The organism is Nonomuraea sp. 3-1Str (assembly GCF_031570565.1).
Classification (GTDB): domain Bacteria; phylum Actinomycetota; class Actinomycetes; order Streptosporangiales; family Streptosporangiaceae; genus Nonomuraea.
The window spans coordinates 149345-165629 of record NZ_JALHBK010000015.1; the positions used below are offsets into that span (position 1 = coordinate 149345).

General features: G+C 72.7%; 17 protein-coding genes. 10 read left to right on the forward strand and 7 right to left on the reverse strand.

Translation table 11 applies throughout. The features are described 5' to 3' along the window. Positions 1–35: 35 nt before the first annotated feature. The 5 genes from MTP10_RS24185 (at position 36) to MTP10_RS24205 (ending at position 5438) form a co-directional block, all read left to right on the forward strand. A complete protein-coding gene (locus MTP10_RS24185) occupies positions 36–287 on the forward strand; it encodes an acyl carrier protein (protein ID WP_310711892.1) in 252 nt (83 codons plus the stop codon). Then, positions 284–1123, forward strand: coding sequence for an SDR family NAD(P)-dependent oxidoreductase (locus MTP10_RS24190; RefSeq protein ID WP_310711894.1), 840 nt, complete (start codon positions 284–286; stop codon positions 1121–1123). The genes MTP10_RS24185 and MTP10_RS24190 overlap by 4 nt, the downstream gene beginning before the upstream one ends. Continuing rightward, positions 1120–1893, forward strand: a complete 774-nt coding sequence (locus MTP10_RS24195) for a VOC family protein (RefSeq protein WP_310711895.1) — start codon at positions 1120–1122, stop codon at positions 1891–1893. The genes MTP10_RS24190 and MTP10_RS24195 overlap by 4 nt, the downstream gene beginning before the upstream one ends. Continuing rightward, positions 1890–3089, forward strand: coding sequence for a cytochrome P450 (locus MTP10_RS24200; RefSeq protein WP_310711897.1), 1200 nt, complete (start codon positions 1890–1892; stop codon positions 3087–3089). The genes MTP10_RS24195 and MTP10_RS24200 overlap by 4 nt, the downstream gene beginning before the upstream one ends. Before the next feature lie 75 nt (positions 3090–3164). Then, positions 3165–5438, forward strand: coding sequence for an excinuclease ABC subunit UvrA (locus MTP10_RS24205; RefSeq protein WP_310711898.1), 2274 nt, complete (start codon positions 3165–3167; stop codon positions 5436–5438). Here MTP10_RS24205 and MTP10_RS24210 read toward each other — a convergent pair. The 4 genes from MTP10_RS24210 to MTP10_RS24225 all read right to left on the reverse strand — a co-directional run bounded on the left by MTP10_RS24210 (position 5412) and on the right by MTP10_RS24225 (position 8559). Continuing rightward, positions 5412–5906 carry a DUF6790 family protein gene (locus MTP10_RS24210; RefSeq protein ID WP_310711899.1) on the reverse strand — a complete coding sequence of 165 codons (495 nt, stop codon included), beginning with the start codon at positions 5904–5906 and terminating at the stop codon, positions 5412–5414. The genes MTP10_RS24205 and MTP10_RS24210 overlap by 27 nt on opposite strands. 116 nt (positions 5907–6022) lie before the next feature. After that, positions 6023–6895, reverse strand: coding sequence for an SAM-dependent methyltransferase (locus MTP10_RS24215; protein WP_310711900.1), 873 nt, complete (start codon positions 6893–6895; stop codon positions 6023–6025). 117 nt (positions 6896–7012) lie between these two features. Beyond that, complete coding sequence (locus MTP10_RS24220; protein WP_310711901.1) at positions 7013–7822, reverse strand: hypothetical protein; 810 nt, start codon at positions 7820–7822, stop codon at positions 7013–7015. Positions 7823–7914: 92 nt separating this feature from the next. Further along, positions 7915–8559 carry a helix-turn-helix domain-containing protein gene (locus MTP10_RS24225; protein ID WP_310711902.1) on the reverse strand — a complete coding sequence of 215 codons (645 nt, stop codon included), beginning with the start codon at positions 8557–8559 and terminating at the stop codon, positions 7915–7917. A 68-nt stretch (positions 8560–8627) separates the two neighbouring features. Between MTP10_RS24225 and MTP10_RS24230 the strand changes: the two genes are divergently transcribed. Further along, positions 8628–9893, forward strand: a complete 1266-nt coding sequence (locus MTP10_RS24230; RefSeq protein ID WP_310711903.1) for an MFS transporter — start codon at positions 8628–8630, stop codon at positions 9891–9893. Positions 9894–9955: 62 nt separating this feature from the next. After that, a complete protein-coding gene (locus MTP10_RS24235) occupies positions 9956–10762 on the forward strand; it encodes a serine/threonine-protein kinase (protein WP_175599181.1) in 807 nt (268 codons plus the stop codon). Positions 10763–10781: 19 nt separating this feature from the next. Here MTP10_RS24235 and MTP10_RS24240 read toward each other — a convergent pair whose 3' ends face one another. Beyond that, positions 10782–11534 (reverse strand): lysophospholipid acyltransferase family protein, encoded by a 753-nt coding sequence (locus MTP10_RS24240; protein WP_310711905.1) that lies wholly within the window; start codon positions 11532–11534, stop codon positions 10782–10784. A gap of 105 nt (positions 11535–11639) precedes the next feature. Between MTP10_RS24240 and dhaK the strand changes: the two genes are divergently transcribed. Genes dhaK through MTP10_RS24255 form a run of 3 tightly spaced genes read left to right on the forward strand, consistent with a single transcriptional unit; the run spans position 11640 to position 13654 of the window. Beyond that, positions 11640–12620, forward strand: a complete 981-nt coding sequence (gene dhaK / locus MTP10_RS24245; protein ID WP_310711906.1) for a dihydroxyacetone kinase subunit DhaK — start codon at positions 11640–11642, stop codon at positions 12618–12620. Beyond that, positions 12621–13277: a dihydroxyacetone kinase subunit DhaL gene (gene dhaL / locus MTP10_RS24250; RefSeq protein ID WP_310711907.1), complete on the forward strand. Its 657-nt coding sequence runs from the start codon at positions 12621–12623 to the stop codon at positions 13275–13277. Further along, positions 13277–13654, forward strand: a complete 378-nt coding sequence (locus MTP10_RS24255; RefSeq protein ID WP_310711943.1) for a phosphoenolpyruvate--protein phosphotransferase — start codon at positions 13277–13279, stop codon at positions 13652–13654. Before dhaL ends, MTP10_RS24255 begins: the two co-directional genes overlap by 1 nt. Positions 13655–13669: 15 nt before the next feature. Here the strand turns inward: MTP10_RS24255 and MTP10_RS24260 are convergent, their stop codons facing one another. Next, positions 13670–15394: a thiamine pyrophosphate-binding protein gene (locus MTP10_RS24260; protein ID WP_310711908.1), complete on the reverse strand. Its 1725-nt coding sequence runs from the start codon at positions 15392–15394 to the stop codon at positions 13670–13672. Then, positions 15391–16218 carry a cyclase family protein gene (locus tag MTP10_RS24265; protein ID WP_310711909.1) on the reverse strand — a complete coding sequence of 276 codons (828 nt, stop codon included), beginning with the start codon at positions 16216–16218 and terminating at the stop codon, positions 15391–15393. Before MTP10_RS24265 ends, MTP10_RS24260 begins: the two co-directional genes overlap by 4 nt. Positions 16219–16285 lie beyond the last annotated feature (67 nt).

Here is a 16285-nt window from a genome sequence, read left to right on the forward strand (position 1 = left end):
CCCCCGGAAACAGCCGACGACGAAGAGGCGGGAAGATGACCCAGTTCAGTCTCGGCGAGCTGAAGCAGATCATGCGGCAGGTCGCGGGCGACGACGACACGATCGAGCTGGTCGACGGGTTCGAGACCAGGACCTTCGAGGATCTCGGCTACGACTCGCTGGCGCTCCTGGAGATCGTCCACCACGTGGAGCGCGCGTGCGGGCGCAAGCTGCCGGACAGCGAGCTCGGGGACATCACCACCCCCAAGGAGCTCGTGGAGTTCGTCGGCGAGCTGGGACGGGCGTGACGGCCCGGGAGCTGGCCGGCCGCACGGTGGTGGTCACCGGCGCCACCTCGGGGATCGGGCGCGCCGCCGCCGTCGGCTTCGCCCGGCGCGGGGCCCACGTGGTCGCCGTCGGGCGGGACCCGGTCAGGCTCAGGTCCGTCGTCAGCGAGCTGACCGAGGTCGGCCGGGTCCGGCCGTACGGGCTGGGGGCCGACTTCGCCCGGCTCGACGACGTCCGCGCGGCCGGCGAGGACCTGCGCGGCCGTTACGAGCGCATCGACGTGCTGGCGAGCAACGCGGGCGGCATGTTCCGGACGCGCACGCTCACCGCCGACGGCTTCGAGAGCACGATCCAGGTCAACCACCTGTCCGGCTTCCTGCTGGCGCACCTGCTGCGCGACCGGCTGGCCGGCGGGCGGCTGATCGTCACCTCCTCCGACGCGTACACCACCGGCCGGCTCGACCCGGACGACCTCAACGCCGAGCGCGGCCGCTACGGCGCGGGCCGGGCGTACGGCGCGTCCAAGCAGGCCGGCATCCTGTTCGCCGCGGAGGCCGCCAGGCGCTGGCCCGACGTGCTCGCGGTCAGCTTCCATCCCGGCGAGGTCCGCACGCTCATCGGCCGGGGCACGATCGCGTCCTGGTACTTCCGCTTCAACCCGCTGCTGCGCACGCCCGACCGGGCCGCGGACACGCTGCTGTGGCTGGCCACGGCCCCCGCCGACGGGATCGCGCCCGGCGGCTACTACATGGACCGCCGGCCGCACCCGGTGAAGGGCCCGACGGCCGGCGCCGACCTCGCCGCGCGGCTCTGGGACGCCAGCGCCGCCGCCATCAGTGAAAGGGAATCATTGTGACCACATACGCTCCCGGCTCGCCGTCCTGGTTCGACCTGGGCTCGCCGGACGTGGCGGCCTCGGTGGCCTTCTACACCGGGCTGCTGGGCTGGACGGCGACCGAGATCAGCGAGCCCGAGGCGGGCGGCTACACGACCTTCCACCACGACGGCAAGCTGGTCGCGGCGGTGGCCTACCACCAGATCGACACCCCGTACCACCGCCCCTACGGCCCCGACCAGCAGCAGGGCATGCCGGCCATCTGGACCGTCTACTTCACCACCGACGACGCCGAGGCGCTGGACGAGCGGGTGCCGAAGGCCGCCGGGGAGACCATCATGACGCCGATGGAGGTCATGGGACTGGGCCGGATGGCCGTCTACGCCGACCCGGCGGGCGCCGCGTTCGCCGTGTGGGAGCCGATGGCGATGCAGGGGGCCGACGTGATGGGGCGGCCCGGCTCGGTGCGCTGGGTGGAGCTGGTCACCACGGACGCGGAGGGCGCCGCGTCGTTCTACCGCGACACGCTCGGCCTGACCACCGCCCCCGGCGCGGGCGGCACGGTCTGGCAGGTGGAGGGCAGGACCGTGGGCGGCGTGCGGAAGCTGGGCGAGAATGGGGCGGTCCGGCCGTACTGGGCGGTCACGTTCGGCGTCGCCGACTGCGACGAGACGGCGCGGCGGGCCGTCGAGCTGGGCGGCTCCGTGGAGAACCCGCCCACCGACACGCCGCTGGGACGCCGGGCCGACCTGCTCGACCCGCACGGCGCCGGGTTCTCGGTGCTGTCGTGAGCGCCGAGCCCGTGGTCGAGGTCAATCCGTTCGAGTGCCCGATGCAGTCGATGCGCGAGAAGCCGCAGGTGCACGACCAGCTGCGGGCCGGCGGCCCGCTGGTGCGGGCGCAGGCGCCCGCGGGCGGCCCGGTGTGGGTGGTCACGGACTACACGCTGGCCAAGTCGGTGCTGGCCGACCCCCGGTTCGTCAAGGATCCGGGGCTGGCGCCGGAGGCGTGGCACGGGATCGAGGACGGGCTCGACAGCCCCGCCCCCGAGTACCGGCCGTTCACCCTGATCGCGGTGGACGGCGAGGACCACCGGCGGCTGCGCCGCGTGCACGCCCCCGCCTTCAACCCGCGCCGGCTGGCCGCCTCGGCGGACCGCGTCACGACGATCGCCCGCAACCTGTTCACCGACCTGGCCGACGCCTCCGACGCCTCGGGTACGCCGGCCGAGCTGATCGACGGGTTCGCCTACAACTTCCCCCTGCTGGTCATCTCAGACCTGCTGGGCGTGCCGGTGACCGACCCGGCCATGGCCAGGAAGGCCGTCGGCGCGATGAAGGCGCTCGCGCTGGGCACCGCGAGCGACGCCGAGTACGACACCTCGGCCCTGGAGGATCTGCTGTCCCAGGCGGTCGGCTCGGCGATCGAGGGCACGGCCGACACGATGACCAGGGTCCTGTACGAGCGGGCCGTGGCCGAGTTCGGCGAGGTGCCGCCCGACAAGCTCATCTACATGATCATGGGGTTGATCTTCGCGGGGCACGACACGACCGGGTCCTTCCTCGGGTTCCTGCTCGCCGAGACCCTGGCCGGGCACCTCGCGCCCGACGCCGACCCGGGGACCTTCGTGGAGGAGATGCTGCGCGAGCACCCGCCCGTGCCGTACACGCTGTGGCGCTTCGCCGCGCAGGAGGTGGTGCTCGGCGGGACGCTGCTGCCTCCGGGCGCGCCGGTCCTGATCGACATCGAGGGCATCAACGCCGACCGGGCGGACCCGGCGAGCCGGCGGCTGACGTTCGGCGACGGCGCCCACTACTGCATCGGCGAGCAGCTCGCGCAGCTGGAGTCTCGGGTCATGATCAGCGTCCTGCGGGAGGACTTCCCCGGCGCGCGGCTCGCCGTGCCGTTCGAGGACCTGCGCTGGGGACGGAAGGGATCGCAGACCGCCCGGCTCACCGAGCTGCCCGCCTGGTTACGGCCGCGCTGAAATATGCGGTCAGGATGTGACCGGGTTCTCCTCTAGCGTGAACAGGAGGCCATTTCACCGGAGGCGGGGACCTATATGCAGCCGAAGTACATCACCATTCACGGGGCGCGGGAGAACAACCTCAAGGACATCTCGGTCGAGGTGCCCAAACATGAGATAACCGTTTTCACCGGCGTGTCCGGTTCGGGAAAATCGTCGCTGGTGTTCGACACCATCGCGGCCGAATCCCAGCGTCAGCTCAACGAGACGTTCACCGCGTTCGTCCGCAACCGGCTGCCCAAGTACGGGCAGCCGGACGCGGACACCATCGAGGGCCTGTCCACCGCGATCATCATCAACCAGAAGCGGATCGGCGGGAACTCCCGCTCCACGGTCGGCACCATCACCGACCTGTACGCGCTGCTCCGGCTGCTGTTCTCCCGCGCGGGCGAGCCCTACGTGGGCTACTCCAACTCCTTCTCCTTCAACGACCCCGCCGGCATGTGCATGGACTGCGAGGGGCTGGGCAGGCGCGTACAGCTCGACCTCGACAAGCTCCTCGACAGGTCCCGCTCGCTCGGCGAGGGCGCCATCGACCATCCGGCGTTCGCGGTCGGCGGCTGGTTCTGGAAGCTGTACGCCAATTCCGGCCTCTTCGACGTCGACAAGAAACTCCGCGACTACACCGACAAAGAATGGGACGCCCTGCTCCACGGCGCCGAGGGGTCCGTCCCGCTCGAATGGCAGGGCGGGCAGATCAATTCCAAGTACGAGGGCCTCGTCCCCAAGTTCGACCGGCTCTACATCCGCAAGAGCCCCGAGGAGATGAGCGCCAAGAACCGCGCCGCGCTCGAACGCGTGGTGTCGGTGTCGCCCTGCCGCACCTGCGACGGCCGGCGGCTCAACAAGGAGGTGCTGAGCTGCCGGATCAACGGCCGCAACATCGCCGAGTTCTCCGCGCTGGAGATCGGCGACCTGATGGAGGCCGTCAGGGAGATCAGCTCCACCCGGGTGACGACGCTGCGCGACAACCTGCTCGAACGGCTCGGCCACATGGTGGACCTCGGGCTCGACTACCTCACCCTCAGCCGCGAGACCTCCACCCTGTCGGGCGGCGAGTCCCAGCGGATCAAGATGATCCGCCACCTCAACAGCTCCCTGGTCGAGGTCGCCTACATCTTCGACGAGCCGACGATCGGCCTGCACCCGCACGACGTCAACAAGCTCACCACCCTCATGCGGCAGCTCCGCGACAAGGGCAACACCGTGCTGGTGGTCGAGCACGACCGCGACGTCATCGAGATCGCCGACCACGTCATCGACCTCGGCCCCAAGGCGGGCCGCCACGGCGGCGAGATCGTCTACCAGGGCGACATCGAGGGACTCCACCGGGCCGACACGCTCACCGGCGCCTGCATGCGCAAGCACCTCCCGATCAAGGAGGAGTTCCGCCGGCCCAGCGGGCGCCTGGCCGTGAAGAACGCCTCGCTGCACAACCTCAAGAACATCACCGTCGAGATCCCCACCGGCGTGCTCACCGTCGTCACCGGCGTCGCGGGCTCCGGCAAGAGCACGCTGATCCACAAGGTCTTCCGTGATCAGCACCCCTCGGCGGTCATGATCGACCAGTCGGCCGTGACCACCAACCGGCGCTCCAACCCGGCGACCTACACCGGCATCATGGACGAGATCCGGCGGCTGTTCGCCAAGGCCAACCGGGTCAGCGCCTCCCTGTTCAGCTTCAACTCCTCCGGCGCCTGCCCGGCCTGCCAGGGCGAGGGCGTCATCTACACCGACCTGGCGTTCATGGACCCCATGATCACCCTGTGCGAGGTGTGCTCCGGCAAGCGGTTCACCGAGGAGGTCCTGCGCCACAAGCTGCGCGGACGCGACATCAGCGAGGTGCTGGCGCTCAGCGCGGCCGAGGCGGCCGACTTCTTCCGGGAGCCGAGGATCGCCGAGACGCTCCGGTCGATCGTGGACGTCGGGCTCGGCTACCTCCAGCTCGGCCAGCCGCTCAACACGCTGTCGGGCGGCGAGTGCCAGCGCATCAAGCTGGCCACGGAGCTGGGCAAGAAGGGCACCGTCTACGTCATGGACGAGCCGACCACCGGCCTGCACATGTCAGACATCGACAGCCTCATGGCCGTCATCGACCACCTCGTGGACACCGGCAACACCGTCATCGTCATCGAGCACAACCTCGACGTCGTGAAGAAGGCCGACTGGCTCATCGACCTGGGCCCGCGCGGGGGCAGCGCCGGCGGGGAGGTCATGTTCGAGGGGACGCCGCTCGGGCTGCTGGAGGCCCGGAACTCGCTGACCGCCGAGTGCCTGCGCGCGTCACTGAACGGCGGCCGCCCGGCCTGAGCGCCGGTACAGGATCAGCAGGGCGACGCTGATCAGCGGCTGCAGCGTGTCCGTCGGGATGGTCCAGACATTGTTCGGCGCCGTGTTGCCGTGGGCGGCCCACTGCATGACGTGGCCGATGGCGTCACCCCAGTAGAGGACGGCCATGGCGATCACGGCGGCGGTCATGAACGACCCCCGGTTCCAGATGCTCAGGAACCCGATGAGCCCGACGGCGATGTCGGCCCACCCCACCTCCCACTGGAAGGGGCTGTGCGCCCACCCGATGCTGGCGGCGACCTGCGGCGCGTAGGGACCGATGTGCCCGAGCCCGCCGATCATGGACAGCACACCGCCGCCGGCCACGAACCACAGCAGCCACAGCTCGATCACGCGGGGCCGGGTGCGCCGCCCGGGGGCCCGGTCGAGCAGCGTGTGAACCAGCGCGCCGACCACCAGGCCCAGGAACGTGACGACGAAGAACCCCATACCAGCACCCTACGAACACCGCTGACCAGGGACGTCGCACCAGGACAGGCGTGTCGGGGAGCGCGGTCGCCGGGGAAGACGTGACGCCGGAGCCCCCCGCCGGTCCGGCCCCCGGGCTAGGAATCCAGCCGCGCGTGCACGTACAGGAAGCCGTACTGGGAGCGCAGCAACCGGTCCGGCACGGGGCCGGGCAGCCACGGGCACAGACCGCTCGCGAGCATCCCGCTGTCGTAGGTGTCGACGTGCCACCCGTGCGGGCTCAGCCAGCGGTACGGATCGACGGGCCCGTTGAACGCGCCGAGGGTCCGCATGTAGGCGACGAACCGGTCGCCGTAACCGGCGGTGTAGTAGCCGGGCCCCGTCACGTCGGCCACCAGCACGGAGCCCGGCACCGACAGGGCCGAGACGTCGGAGGCCAGCCGCTCGAGAGCCGTGTCGCCGAAGAAGTAGGTCAGCCCCTCGGCCAGCCAGAGGGTGGCCGCCCCGGGGTCGAACCCGGCCTCCAGCAGGTGGCCGCACCACGGCCGGGACAGGTCGGCGGTGACCAGCCGGTGATGGCGGTGCGCGCGGGCGCCCGCGGCGGCCAGCATGCGCACCTTGGCGCGCTGCCGCCGGGGATCGCCGTCCACCTCGAACAGCACGAGGTCGGCGGGCAGGCCGCAGCGCCACGCACGGGTGTCGCACCCGGCGCCGAGCACGACCACCTGCCGCACCCCGCGCGCCACGGCCCCGGCCATCACCTCGTCGCCCAGCCGCCCCCGGATGGCCACGGCGCCCCGCGTCATGCCGATCAGGTCGAGCGCCCGGGTCCTCCTCTTGACGGTTTCGTCGACGAAGAGGTGCGCGTACGGATCGGCGACCATCGGCTCGGGCAGCGCACACTCCTGAGCCCTGACGGCGGCCGCGACGTCACCGGACTGGACGACGTCGAGGTCGAGCCGGAGCGCGAGGTCCAGGTCCGGGTCGAGAACGGCGGGGGCGTCGGGCACGCGGGCTCCTACGGAGAGGACTCGGACACTCACCGTACTTTAGCAAACACTTTACGTTACCCATACCCAGTGTGATGAGACGGCCACGCTAAGCGTTCCGGCCCGCGGCCCTCGCCGTCACATCGCGGTGGACGGGTGCGGGGCCGGCTGGTGGCGTGGGTCGGCGAGGTCGTGGGCGGAGCGGGCCAGCCAGACCATCCCCAGGGCGCCGCCGATCACCGCGGCGGCGTCCAAGAGGGTGGCCGGGCCGAAGGGCAGCAGGCCGATCAGTGGGGCAGCCAGCGCCAGGACCACAGAGACGATGCCGTACCGGACGGTGGCGGGCTGCCAGCGGCCGTCCCGCCGCTGTGCCCGCAGGACCAGCACGGTCCAGATCAGAGCGGCCAGGCCGCAGATCACGGGCAGCAGGCCCGGCACGGGAACGTCCAGGACCACAAGGAGCGCGGCGGCGGCGGCACCCCCGTACCCCACCACGCCCACGGCCCGCACGCGATCGGCATGCGCCAGGTCGCGTGCCAGCACCGGGTGGAACCGCAGCACGAGCACCGACATCACCACGGTGTCGAGCACCGCCGCCCACCAGGGCCAGGACGCCATGAGCGGGAAGAGCAGCCAGGAGGCCGCCGCGGCGTACAGCGCCACCCGCAGCCATCGCGTGTCCCGGTCCAGCTCGGGCGGTGGACCGGCCAGCGGCCCGCGCAGGCCCTGCCACAGCGCCCAGGCCACCGCCATGCCGGCCGGCACCAGGGCGAGCACGTTCGGCCACGTCGCCGCGACGTCCTCCCCCGCCTCCACGGACAGCGTGACCCGCGACAACACGCCGAGGTCACCGGCGGTCAACGCGATCACGGCGGCGACCGCCAGCGCGACCAGGTACCCGCCCGCGACCAGCAGGGCGGGAGTGCTCAACAGGTGACGACGGGGCATGCGGCACGTCCTGGGGGGTGGGGGACCGAACGCACCACCCTAGAGGGCCGCCCCCACAAAGTCGATCAAGCATTCCGGCGGCCACCGGACCGTCACGGCCCCTTCGCACCATCGCCCGGCGCGTCCGCGTCGCCGGAAGCGTGGCCCACTCCCACCGGGAGCACGTCGAAGTGCACCACCACATGCTCCAGCGACGGGTCCGGCTCACCTGGGGAGCCCGCCAGCCGCCGGTCCGCCATGACGCGGTACCGATCCAGGACCTCCATGACCTCGTCGCGCATCTCCACCGTCTCCTCCCGCGTCAGCCGGAGCGATCGGCGGGCCAGGCCGCCGGCCTGCACCCATTCCTCGGGGGTCGTCGCCTCCTCGTCGCGCCAGCGCGTCAGCTCCTCGCCGCGCTGCCGGATGAGGTCGTCCAGCAGGAACTCGAGCGCGCTCGCCGTCTCCGGGTCGTCCTCGGGCGAAGTGCCGTACGAGAAGCCGCCCGGCACGATCCGCCAGTACTTCTCCTTGCCCTTCCCCAGCTCCGGGACCGTCTCGATCATGCCGTGCCGGGCCAGCTCCCTGAGGTGGTAGCTGGTGGCGCCGGTGTTCAGCCCGAGGAGCGCGGCCAGGCGGGTGGCGGTGGAGGGGCCGTGCTCGTCGAGCAGCTCGTACAGGCGCAGGCGCAGTGGATGGGCGAACGACTTCAGCGCCTTGGCGTCGAGGGTCCGCGCGGAAAAGCTCTTGCTTTGCACAGCTGTGCACACCTATCTTTGCAAAGAAACCTATGCACACTTTCCCTTACACACTAGCGGAGGCCCCCATGCCGCGTCTCGGGCGCGCGTTCACGTTCCTGTGGTCCTCGACGGCGTCGTCCAACCTGGCGGACGGCGTGCTGAAGGTCGGGGCGCCGCTGCTGGCGGTCTCGCTGACCCGGTCGCCGACGCAGGTCTCGCTCGTCGGGGCCGCCGTCACGCTGCCCTGGTTGCTGTTCGCGCTGCACGCCGGGGCGATCGCCGACCGTACGGACCGGCGGCGCGTCATGGTGCTCGCCAACGGCGCCCGCGCCGCGGTGCTGGCGGCGGGCGGGGCGCTGGCCGTGTCCGGCCTGCTGAACCTGTGGCTCATGCTGGGGCTTCTGCTGGTCGCCGGGGTGTCGGAGGTCTTCGCGGACACCTCCGCCCAGACGATCCTGCCGATGACGGTGCCCCAGGACCGGCTCACGGCCGCCAACGGCCGCGTGGTGAGCGCGCAGATGATCGGCAACGACTTCCTGGGCGCGCCGCTGGCCGGCCTCCTGGTGACGCTCGTACCGGCGGCCGTCTTCGGCGCCCCGGCGGCGCTGTACGGCGCGGCGGGACTGCTGCTGCTGGGCATGCGCGGCCGCTACTCCCCGGTCGCCGCCGCCTCCGGCACTCCCGGGGAGGCGCGGCGCCAGGGCGGTGTGGGGCGGGACATCGCGGAGGCCCTGCGCTACCTCTGGGGGCACCGCTTCCTGCGGACCCTGGCCGTCTCCGCCGGCCTGATGAACACCGCCAGCGCCGCCTACTTCGGCGTCCTTGTGCTGTGGCTCGTCGGCGAAGGGTCGCGGGTGGGGCTGACCCCGCAGGGCTACGGCCTCATGATGACCGCGCTGGCCGCCGGGTCCGTGGCCGGGTCGCTGGTGGCCGAGCGGCTGACCCGGCTGCTGGGCGAGGGCCGGACCCTGCTGACCGTGTGGCTGGTGTCCGCCCTGCTGTACCTGGTGCCCGTGCTGGTGCCCGTCGGGTGGCTGCTGTACCCGGTCGCCGTCGTGTGGGGCGTCACCGGCGGCGCCGCGAACGTGCTCGTGGTGTCCACCCGGCAGCGGCTCATCCCGGCCGCCCTGCTCGGCCGCGTCAACTCGGCGTACCGGTTGGTCGGGATGGGCGGGATGCCCGTGGGGGCCGCGCTCGGCGGGCTCCTGGGGGAGATCGCGGGGCTGCCTGCGGTGTTCCTGGGGTCCGCGGGCGTCTGCCTGGCCGGCGTCGGGCTCGTGTGGCGTGTCGCGCGTGAACCATTTTCCATGCCGCTGACCAGCGATCATTCAGTTCACCGCACATCCGCCTAGCTTTCGGCACACTATGACCTGTGGTGAGATGACATGATTACCTCGGGCAACGAGGGGATGGCATGCGGGAGATCGGCGGACGGTACCTCCTGACCGAGGAGGCCGGTCGTGGCGGTATGGGAGTCGTCTGGCGGGCATTCGACCAGCTACTCCATCGTGAGGTCGCGCTCAAGGAGCTGACGCTGACCGGCGAGGCCGAGATGGTGCGCCGTCGTGTCCTCCGGGAGGCCAGGATGGCCGCCCGCCTCACGCACCCGAACATCATCACGGTGCACGACCTCATCGAAGAGGGCGGCAAGCTCTGGATCGTCATGGAGTACCTCGACGGGCTCTCCCTCCACCAGCTGCTCTCACAGGTGGGCACGCTGCCCGCCCAGTCCGTGGCCGCGATCGGGCAGCACCTGCTCGCCGCGTTACGCACCGCCCACCAGGCCGGGGTGCTGCACCGCGACGTGAAGCCGGCCAACGTCATGCTGACGGGCGACCGCGTGGTGCTGACCGACTTCGGCATCGCCACGGCCGAGGGTGACATCCGGATGACGACCTCCCGCAGGCTGCGGGGCACTCCGGCGTTCATGGCGCCCGAGAGGCTGCACGGCGGGCCGGCCAGCAAGGAGGCCGACATGTGGTCGTTCGGCGCCACGCTCTACAGCGCCGTGGAGGGGCAGCCGCCCTACCCGGGCCAGGACGCGGCGACGGTGCTCGGCATGGCCCGCAGCGGCGGCTACCCGCCGCCGCGCCGCGCCGGGGTGCTGCGGCCGCTCATCGAGGGGCTGCTGCACCCGGACCCGGTGCGCCGCTTCACGCCGGAGCAGACGGCGGGGCTGCTGGCGGGCATGCGCGCCAGCAGCTACCAGGCCGCGATCTAGCGCCCCCCGGTACGGCCGGCTAGTCCTGGTCCTGCTTGGCGCGGGCCTCCGCCTCGGCGGCGTCCATGGCGGCGGCCTCCTCCGGCGTCGGCGCCGTGCCGCCCAGATGAGCGGGCTGCCACCACACGCCCTGCGGGATCTCCGGGTATGTGCGCTGCGCCCGGTCCACCAGGGCCGTCAGCCGGCCGTGCAGGTCGGTCGTGTGCGCGTTGACGTCCTCCCCGCGCTTGGGGTGCATCGGCTCCCCCACGATGATCGTGATGGGCACGTGCCGCTGCGTCAGCGCCTTGGGCCGGCCCTTGGTCCACAGCCGCTGGCTGCCCCACAGCGCCACCGGGATGAGCGGCACGTTCGTGGCCTGGGCCATGCGGATGGCCCCGTTCTTGATCTCCTTGACCGTGAACGACCGGCTGATCGTGGCCTCGGCGAAGACGCCGACCACCTCGCCCGCCTTGAGCTTGCGCAGCGCGGTCGCGTACGAGCCGGCCCCGGCGCCCCGGTCGACGGGGATGTGGTGCATGCCGCGCATCAGTGGCCCCGAGATCCGGTGCTCGAACACGTCCTGCTTGGCCATGAAGCGCACCAGCCGCCTGGACGGCACCGCGGCGAACCCCGCGAAGATGAAGTCGAGGTAGCTGATGTGGTTGCTCACCAGCACCGCTCCCCCGGTGCGCGGCACGTGCTCGGTCCCTTCGAGGTGGAAGCGGTAGTCGAGCACGCGAAAGAGGGTCCGCGCGGCGGCGATCACCGGCGGGTACACGATCTCAGCCATGTGCCGAAGGTAGCCTAGGTTCCCCCGTGATGGGCAGCCGGACCGTGTGCTCCGCACCACCCCACGACGCTTGCCGGGGGGTGAAAACGGGCACATCTCGACACCATGAAGAAGCTCATCAACTCCGCCGGGTCGCTGGTCGACGACGCCCTGGCCGGGATGGCCGCGGCGCACCCGGGACTGCGCGTGCGCGACCACGTGGTCTGCCGCGCCGAGGGCCCGCGCGCGGGCAAGGTCGGGCTGGTCTCCGGCGGCGGTTCGGGGCACGAGCCGCTGCACGCCGGTTTCGTCGGGTACGGCATGCTCGACGCGGCATGCCCGGGCGAGGTGTTCACCTCCCCCGTGCCCGACCAGATCATCGAGGCGACCCGGGCGGCCGACGGCGGCGCGGGCGTGCTCCACATCGTCAAGAACTACACCGGCGACGTGCTGAACTTCGAGATGGCCGCCGAGCTGTGCGAGGACATCGAGGTCACCGGCGTGCTCGTCGAGGACGACGTGGCCGTCCAGGACTCGCTCTACACGGCCGGGCGGCGCGGGACGGGCGCGACGCTGTTCGTGGAGAAGATCGCCGGGGCGCTGGCCGAGGAGGGCGCGCCGCTGGCCGACGTGGCCCGCGTGGCGGAGGAGGTCGGGCGGCGCAGCCGCTCGTTCGGCATCGCGCTCACCTCCTGCACGACACCCGCGGCCGGCAGGCCGACGTTCGACCTGCCGGCGGACGAGGTCGAGCTCGGCATCGGCATCCACGGCGAGCCGGGCCGCAGCCGGGTGCCGCTCGCGCCGGCCAGGGAGCTGGCGGCCGTGGCGATGGACGCCGTCCACGGTGACCTGCCGCTGGAGGGCGACCTGCTCGTCATGGTGAACGGCATGGGCGGGACGCCGCTGCTGGAGCTGTACGTGGTGTTCGCGGAGGTGGAGGCGTACGCGCGGGGCAAGGGGGCCCGGGTGGCGCGGTCGCTGGTCGGCAACTACGTGACGAGCCTGGACATGCAGGGCTTCTCGGTCACCGTGTGCCGGCTGGACGAGGAGCTGACGCGGCTGTGGGACGCCCCGGTCGAGACGCCGGCCCTGCGCTGGGGCCGCTGAATGAGCGCCGGGGCGGGCACGGGGCTGGACACCGCGTTCTTCGTGGCCTGGCTGGAGGAGACGGCCGGCGAGATCGCCCGGAACCGGGAGCGGCTGACCGAGCTGGACGCCGCCATCGGCGACGCCGACCACGGCACCAACCTCGACCGCGGCTTCACCGAGGTCCTCCGGGCGCTGCAGGAGTCGCCGCCCGACTCGCCCGCGCAGGCGCTCATGACGGCCGGCTCGACGCTGATCCGCCGCGTCGGCGGCGCCTCCGGTCCCCTGTACGGCTCGGCGCTCCGGCAGATCGGCAAGGCCCTGGCGGACCCGGTGACGCCGGCCGGGTTCGCCGAGGCGTTCGGGACGGGCGTCATGGCGGTGGAGCGGCTGGGCAAGGCGGCCGAGGGCGACAAGACGATGATCGACGCGCTGGGTCCCGCGGCCCGCGCGCTGTCGGAGGCCGTACGGGACGCGGTGGAGACGCCGGAGGCGCTGGCGCGGGCGGCGGCCGCCGCGGCGGAGGGGGCGCGGGCGACGGTGCCGATGACGGCACGCAAGGGACGGGCGAGCTACCTCGGCGAGCGCAGCGTCGGGCACGAGGACCCGGGCGCGGCGTCGTCGGCGCTGATCATGGGCGCGCTGGCCGCCGTGGCGGCGAGACGGGAGGGCGCGTGATGGTCGGGCTGGTTCTGGTCGCGCACAGCGCCGGGCTGGCGGAGGAGACGGCCGCGCTGGCACGCGGCATCGCCGGGGCCCCGACGCCCGTGGCGGCGGCGGGCGGCACCGAGGACGGCGGCCTGGGCACCAGCGTGGACCTGGTGGAGCGGGCGATGCGCGCCGCCGACCAGGGCGACGGTCTGGTGCTGATCGCCGACCTGGGCAGCTCGGTGCTCACGGCGCGCCTGGTGGAGGAGCCGGGCCGGGCGGTGCTGGCCGACGTGCCGTTCGTGGAGGGCGCGATCGCGGCGGCGGTGGCCGCGAGCGCCGGCCTGCCGCTGGACGCGGTGCTGGAGGCGGCCGAGGAGGCCCGCGGCTTCAGGAAGCTGCGCTGAGGGCGGCCGGACGCGCTAATGGCCCTTGAACGCCTCCTCCAGCCACCACGACGCCCGATCCCGGGTCACCCGGGCGTGGACCAGCAGAGGGCGCTCCCGGGCCCCCTCCAGCCATCGTGCGACGCCTGACAGGTCCGCCCGCCCGGTCACCGTGACGGCCTCGAACCCGTACCCCCTGCCGATCGCCGCCAGGTCGGCCGGCGGGAAGGTCACCAGGTCGAGCGGGTAGCCGTGCGGCCCGAAGTGGTGCACCTCCGCCCCGTACGCCTCGTCGTCGTACACCACGACCACCATGGGCAGCCCGAGCCGCACGACGGTCTCCAGCTCGGCCGCGCTCATCAGCGCGCCGCCGTCGCCGAGGGCGGCGACGGTCAGCCGGTCGGGCCGGGCGACGGCAGCCCCGATGGCGGTGGCGAGCCCGAGTCCGACCGACTGGAACGCCTGCGTGAAGCAGAAGGCCCGCTCGTCGGGCACATCCAGGAACATCGACGGGTAGCCCATGAAGTTGCCCGAGTCGACGGCCACGGTCCGCTCGGCGGGCAGCAGGTCGTCCAGGGCGATGGTCAGCGTGCGCGGGTCGATCCGGCCGCCGCCGCCCTCGTCGGTGTACGGCACGTCGCGCCAGCGGCCCTGGGCGGCGATGCGCCGGGCCAGCTCCGGCGAACGGTACCCGTACCTCTCGTCGTCGCCTTCCCCGGACAAGGTGCCTTCCCCGGAGAAGGCGACTTTCCCGGAGACGGTGGCGGCGGCGATCACGGCGCGGGCCGTGGCGGCCGTGTCGCCGGTCAGGCCGAGCCGTACGGGCCGGTGCAGGCCGATGGCGGCGTCGTCGAGGTCCACCTGCACGAGCACCGTGTCCGGGCCGATGAGAGTGCCGTGGCGGGTGGTCCACATGTTCAGCGCGCAGCCCCAGCCGACGACGAGGTCGGCGTCGCGGATCAGCTCGGCGGCCAGCGGCGTGGCGAACCCGCCGCTCACGTCCAGCTCCCAGGGGTTGCCGCGGAACAGGCCGCGCGCGACCGCGGAGGTGGCCAGCAGCGCGCCGGTGAGGCCGGCCAGCTCCTCCAGCTCGCGCCGGGCGTGCCGGGCGCCGCGGCCGGCCACGAACACCGGCCGCCGCGCCGCCGCGAGCAGCCCGGCCAGCTCCTCGACGTCACCGGCGCCCGGCACGGCGTGCGGCAGGAGCGGGACGGACGCGGCGGCCCGCCCGGCGGAGACGATCTGGTCGAGGAACTCCCCCAGCGGCCCCCGCCACGGCACGACGTCCGTCTGCGCGCCGAGCGGCAGGTTGAGCAGGACGGTGCGCCGGTCCTCCCGGGCGGTCCGGAAGGCGTTGACGGTCTGCTCGACGGCGTCGGTGCCGGAGGAGACCCGCATCGGCACGGCGCCGACGGCCCGGACCAGGGCGTCCTGGTCGATGTGGAAGTTGGAACGGGCGTCCGTGGCCTCGCCCGCCAGCACGACCAGCGGGGTGCGGCTCTTGGCGGCCTCGGCGACGCCCGTCATGGCGTTGGTCAGGCCCGGCCCCTGGTGGACCGACAGGATCCCGACCTTGCCGCTGGTGCGGGCGTAGGCGTCGGCGGCCGTCGCCGCGCCGCCCTCGTGCCGCGCGGCGACGAAGCGGGCGCCGTGCTCCACGAGGGCGTTGGTGACGTGGAAGTTGCCGCTCCCGACGACGCCGAAGACGGCCTCGGCGCCGAGCGAGGCGAGCGTCCGCCCCACCGCCTCGGCGACGATCACCCCGCCTGCCCCGCCCGCTCGTCCTGTCCCGGCCGCTCGTCCTGTCCCGCCTCGTGCTCGACGAGGGCGAGGACGCGGACCGGGCTGCCCGAGCCGCCGACGATGGGCAGCGGCGGGGCGATCACCACGGCGCCGGTGACCGGCAGCCGGTCGAGGTTGCGGAGCTGGGTCAGGCCGTACTTGCCGGCGCCCAGCAGGAACGCGTGGCACGGGAACGCCGGCTCGAAGGAGTGGGCCGCGCCCGCGTCCGTGCCGACGGTCTCGACGCCCAGCCCGAGGATGGGCGTCTCCTCGGCGAGCCAGCGCGCGCACTCCACCGAGATGCCCGGCGTGTGCGGCCCGGTCTCGTCGGCGTTGAGGAACGCGCCCTGCTCGCCCGACCGCGCGTCCCAGCCGGTGCGGTAGAGCAGCCAGCCGCCGTCGGGCAGCGGCCCGTTGGCCCGCTCCCACTCCTTGACGTGGCCGATCTGGAGCAGGAAGTCGGCGTCCTTGCCCGCCTCGGCGGAGAGGTCCAGCACGACGGCCGGGGCGAGCAGGCTGCGCGGCGGCACCTGGGAGACGTCCTGGCCGTCGCGGGCGGTCACCCAGTGGATCGGCGCGTCGAAGTGCGTTCCGGAGTGCTCGCCCGTGTGGATGTCGTTCCAGTACCAGGCCGGGCCGCGGTCGTCGTAGCGGCTGATCTCCTCCAGCCGGAACGGGATCGTGTTGCCGAACGGCTCCGGCAACCGGAGGATCGGCGTGTCCTCGGACAGGGGCGCGGTCAGGTCGACGACCTCGATCCTCCCGTCGCGCACGCTCTCCATGAGACTCCGCAGCACCGGCATGTCGTCCTCCTCGAGGTGGCCTGGCTGCATCCTCCTACGCGGGCCACGCCCGGGTCGAGCAGCCAGG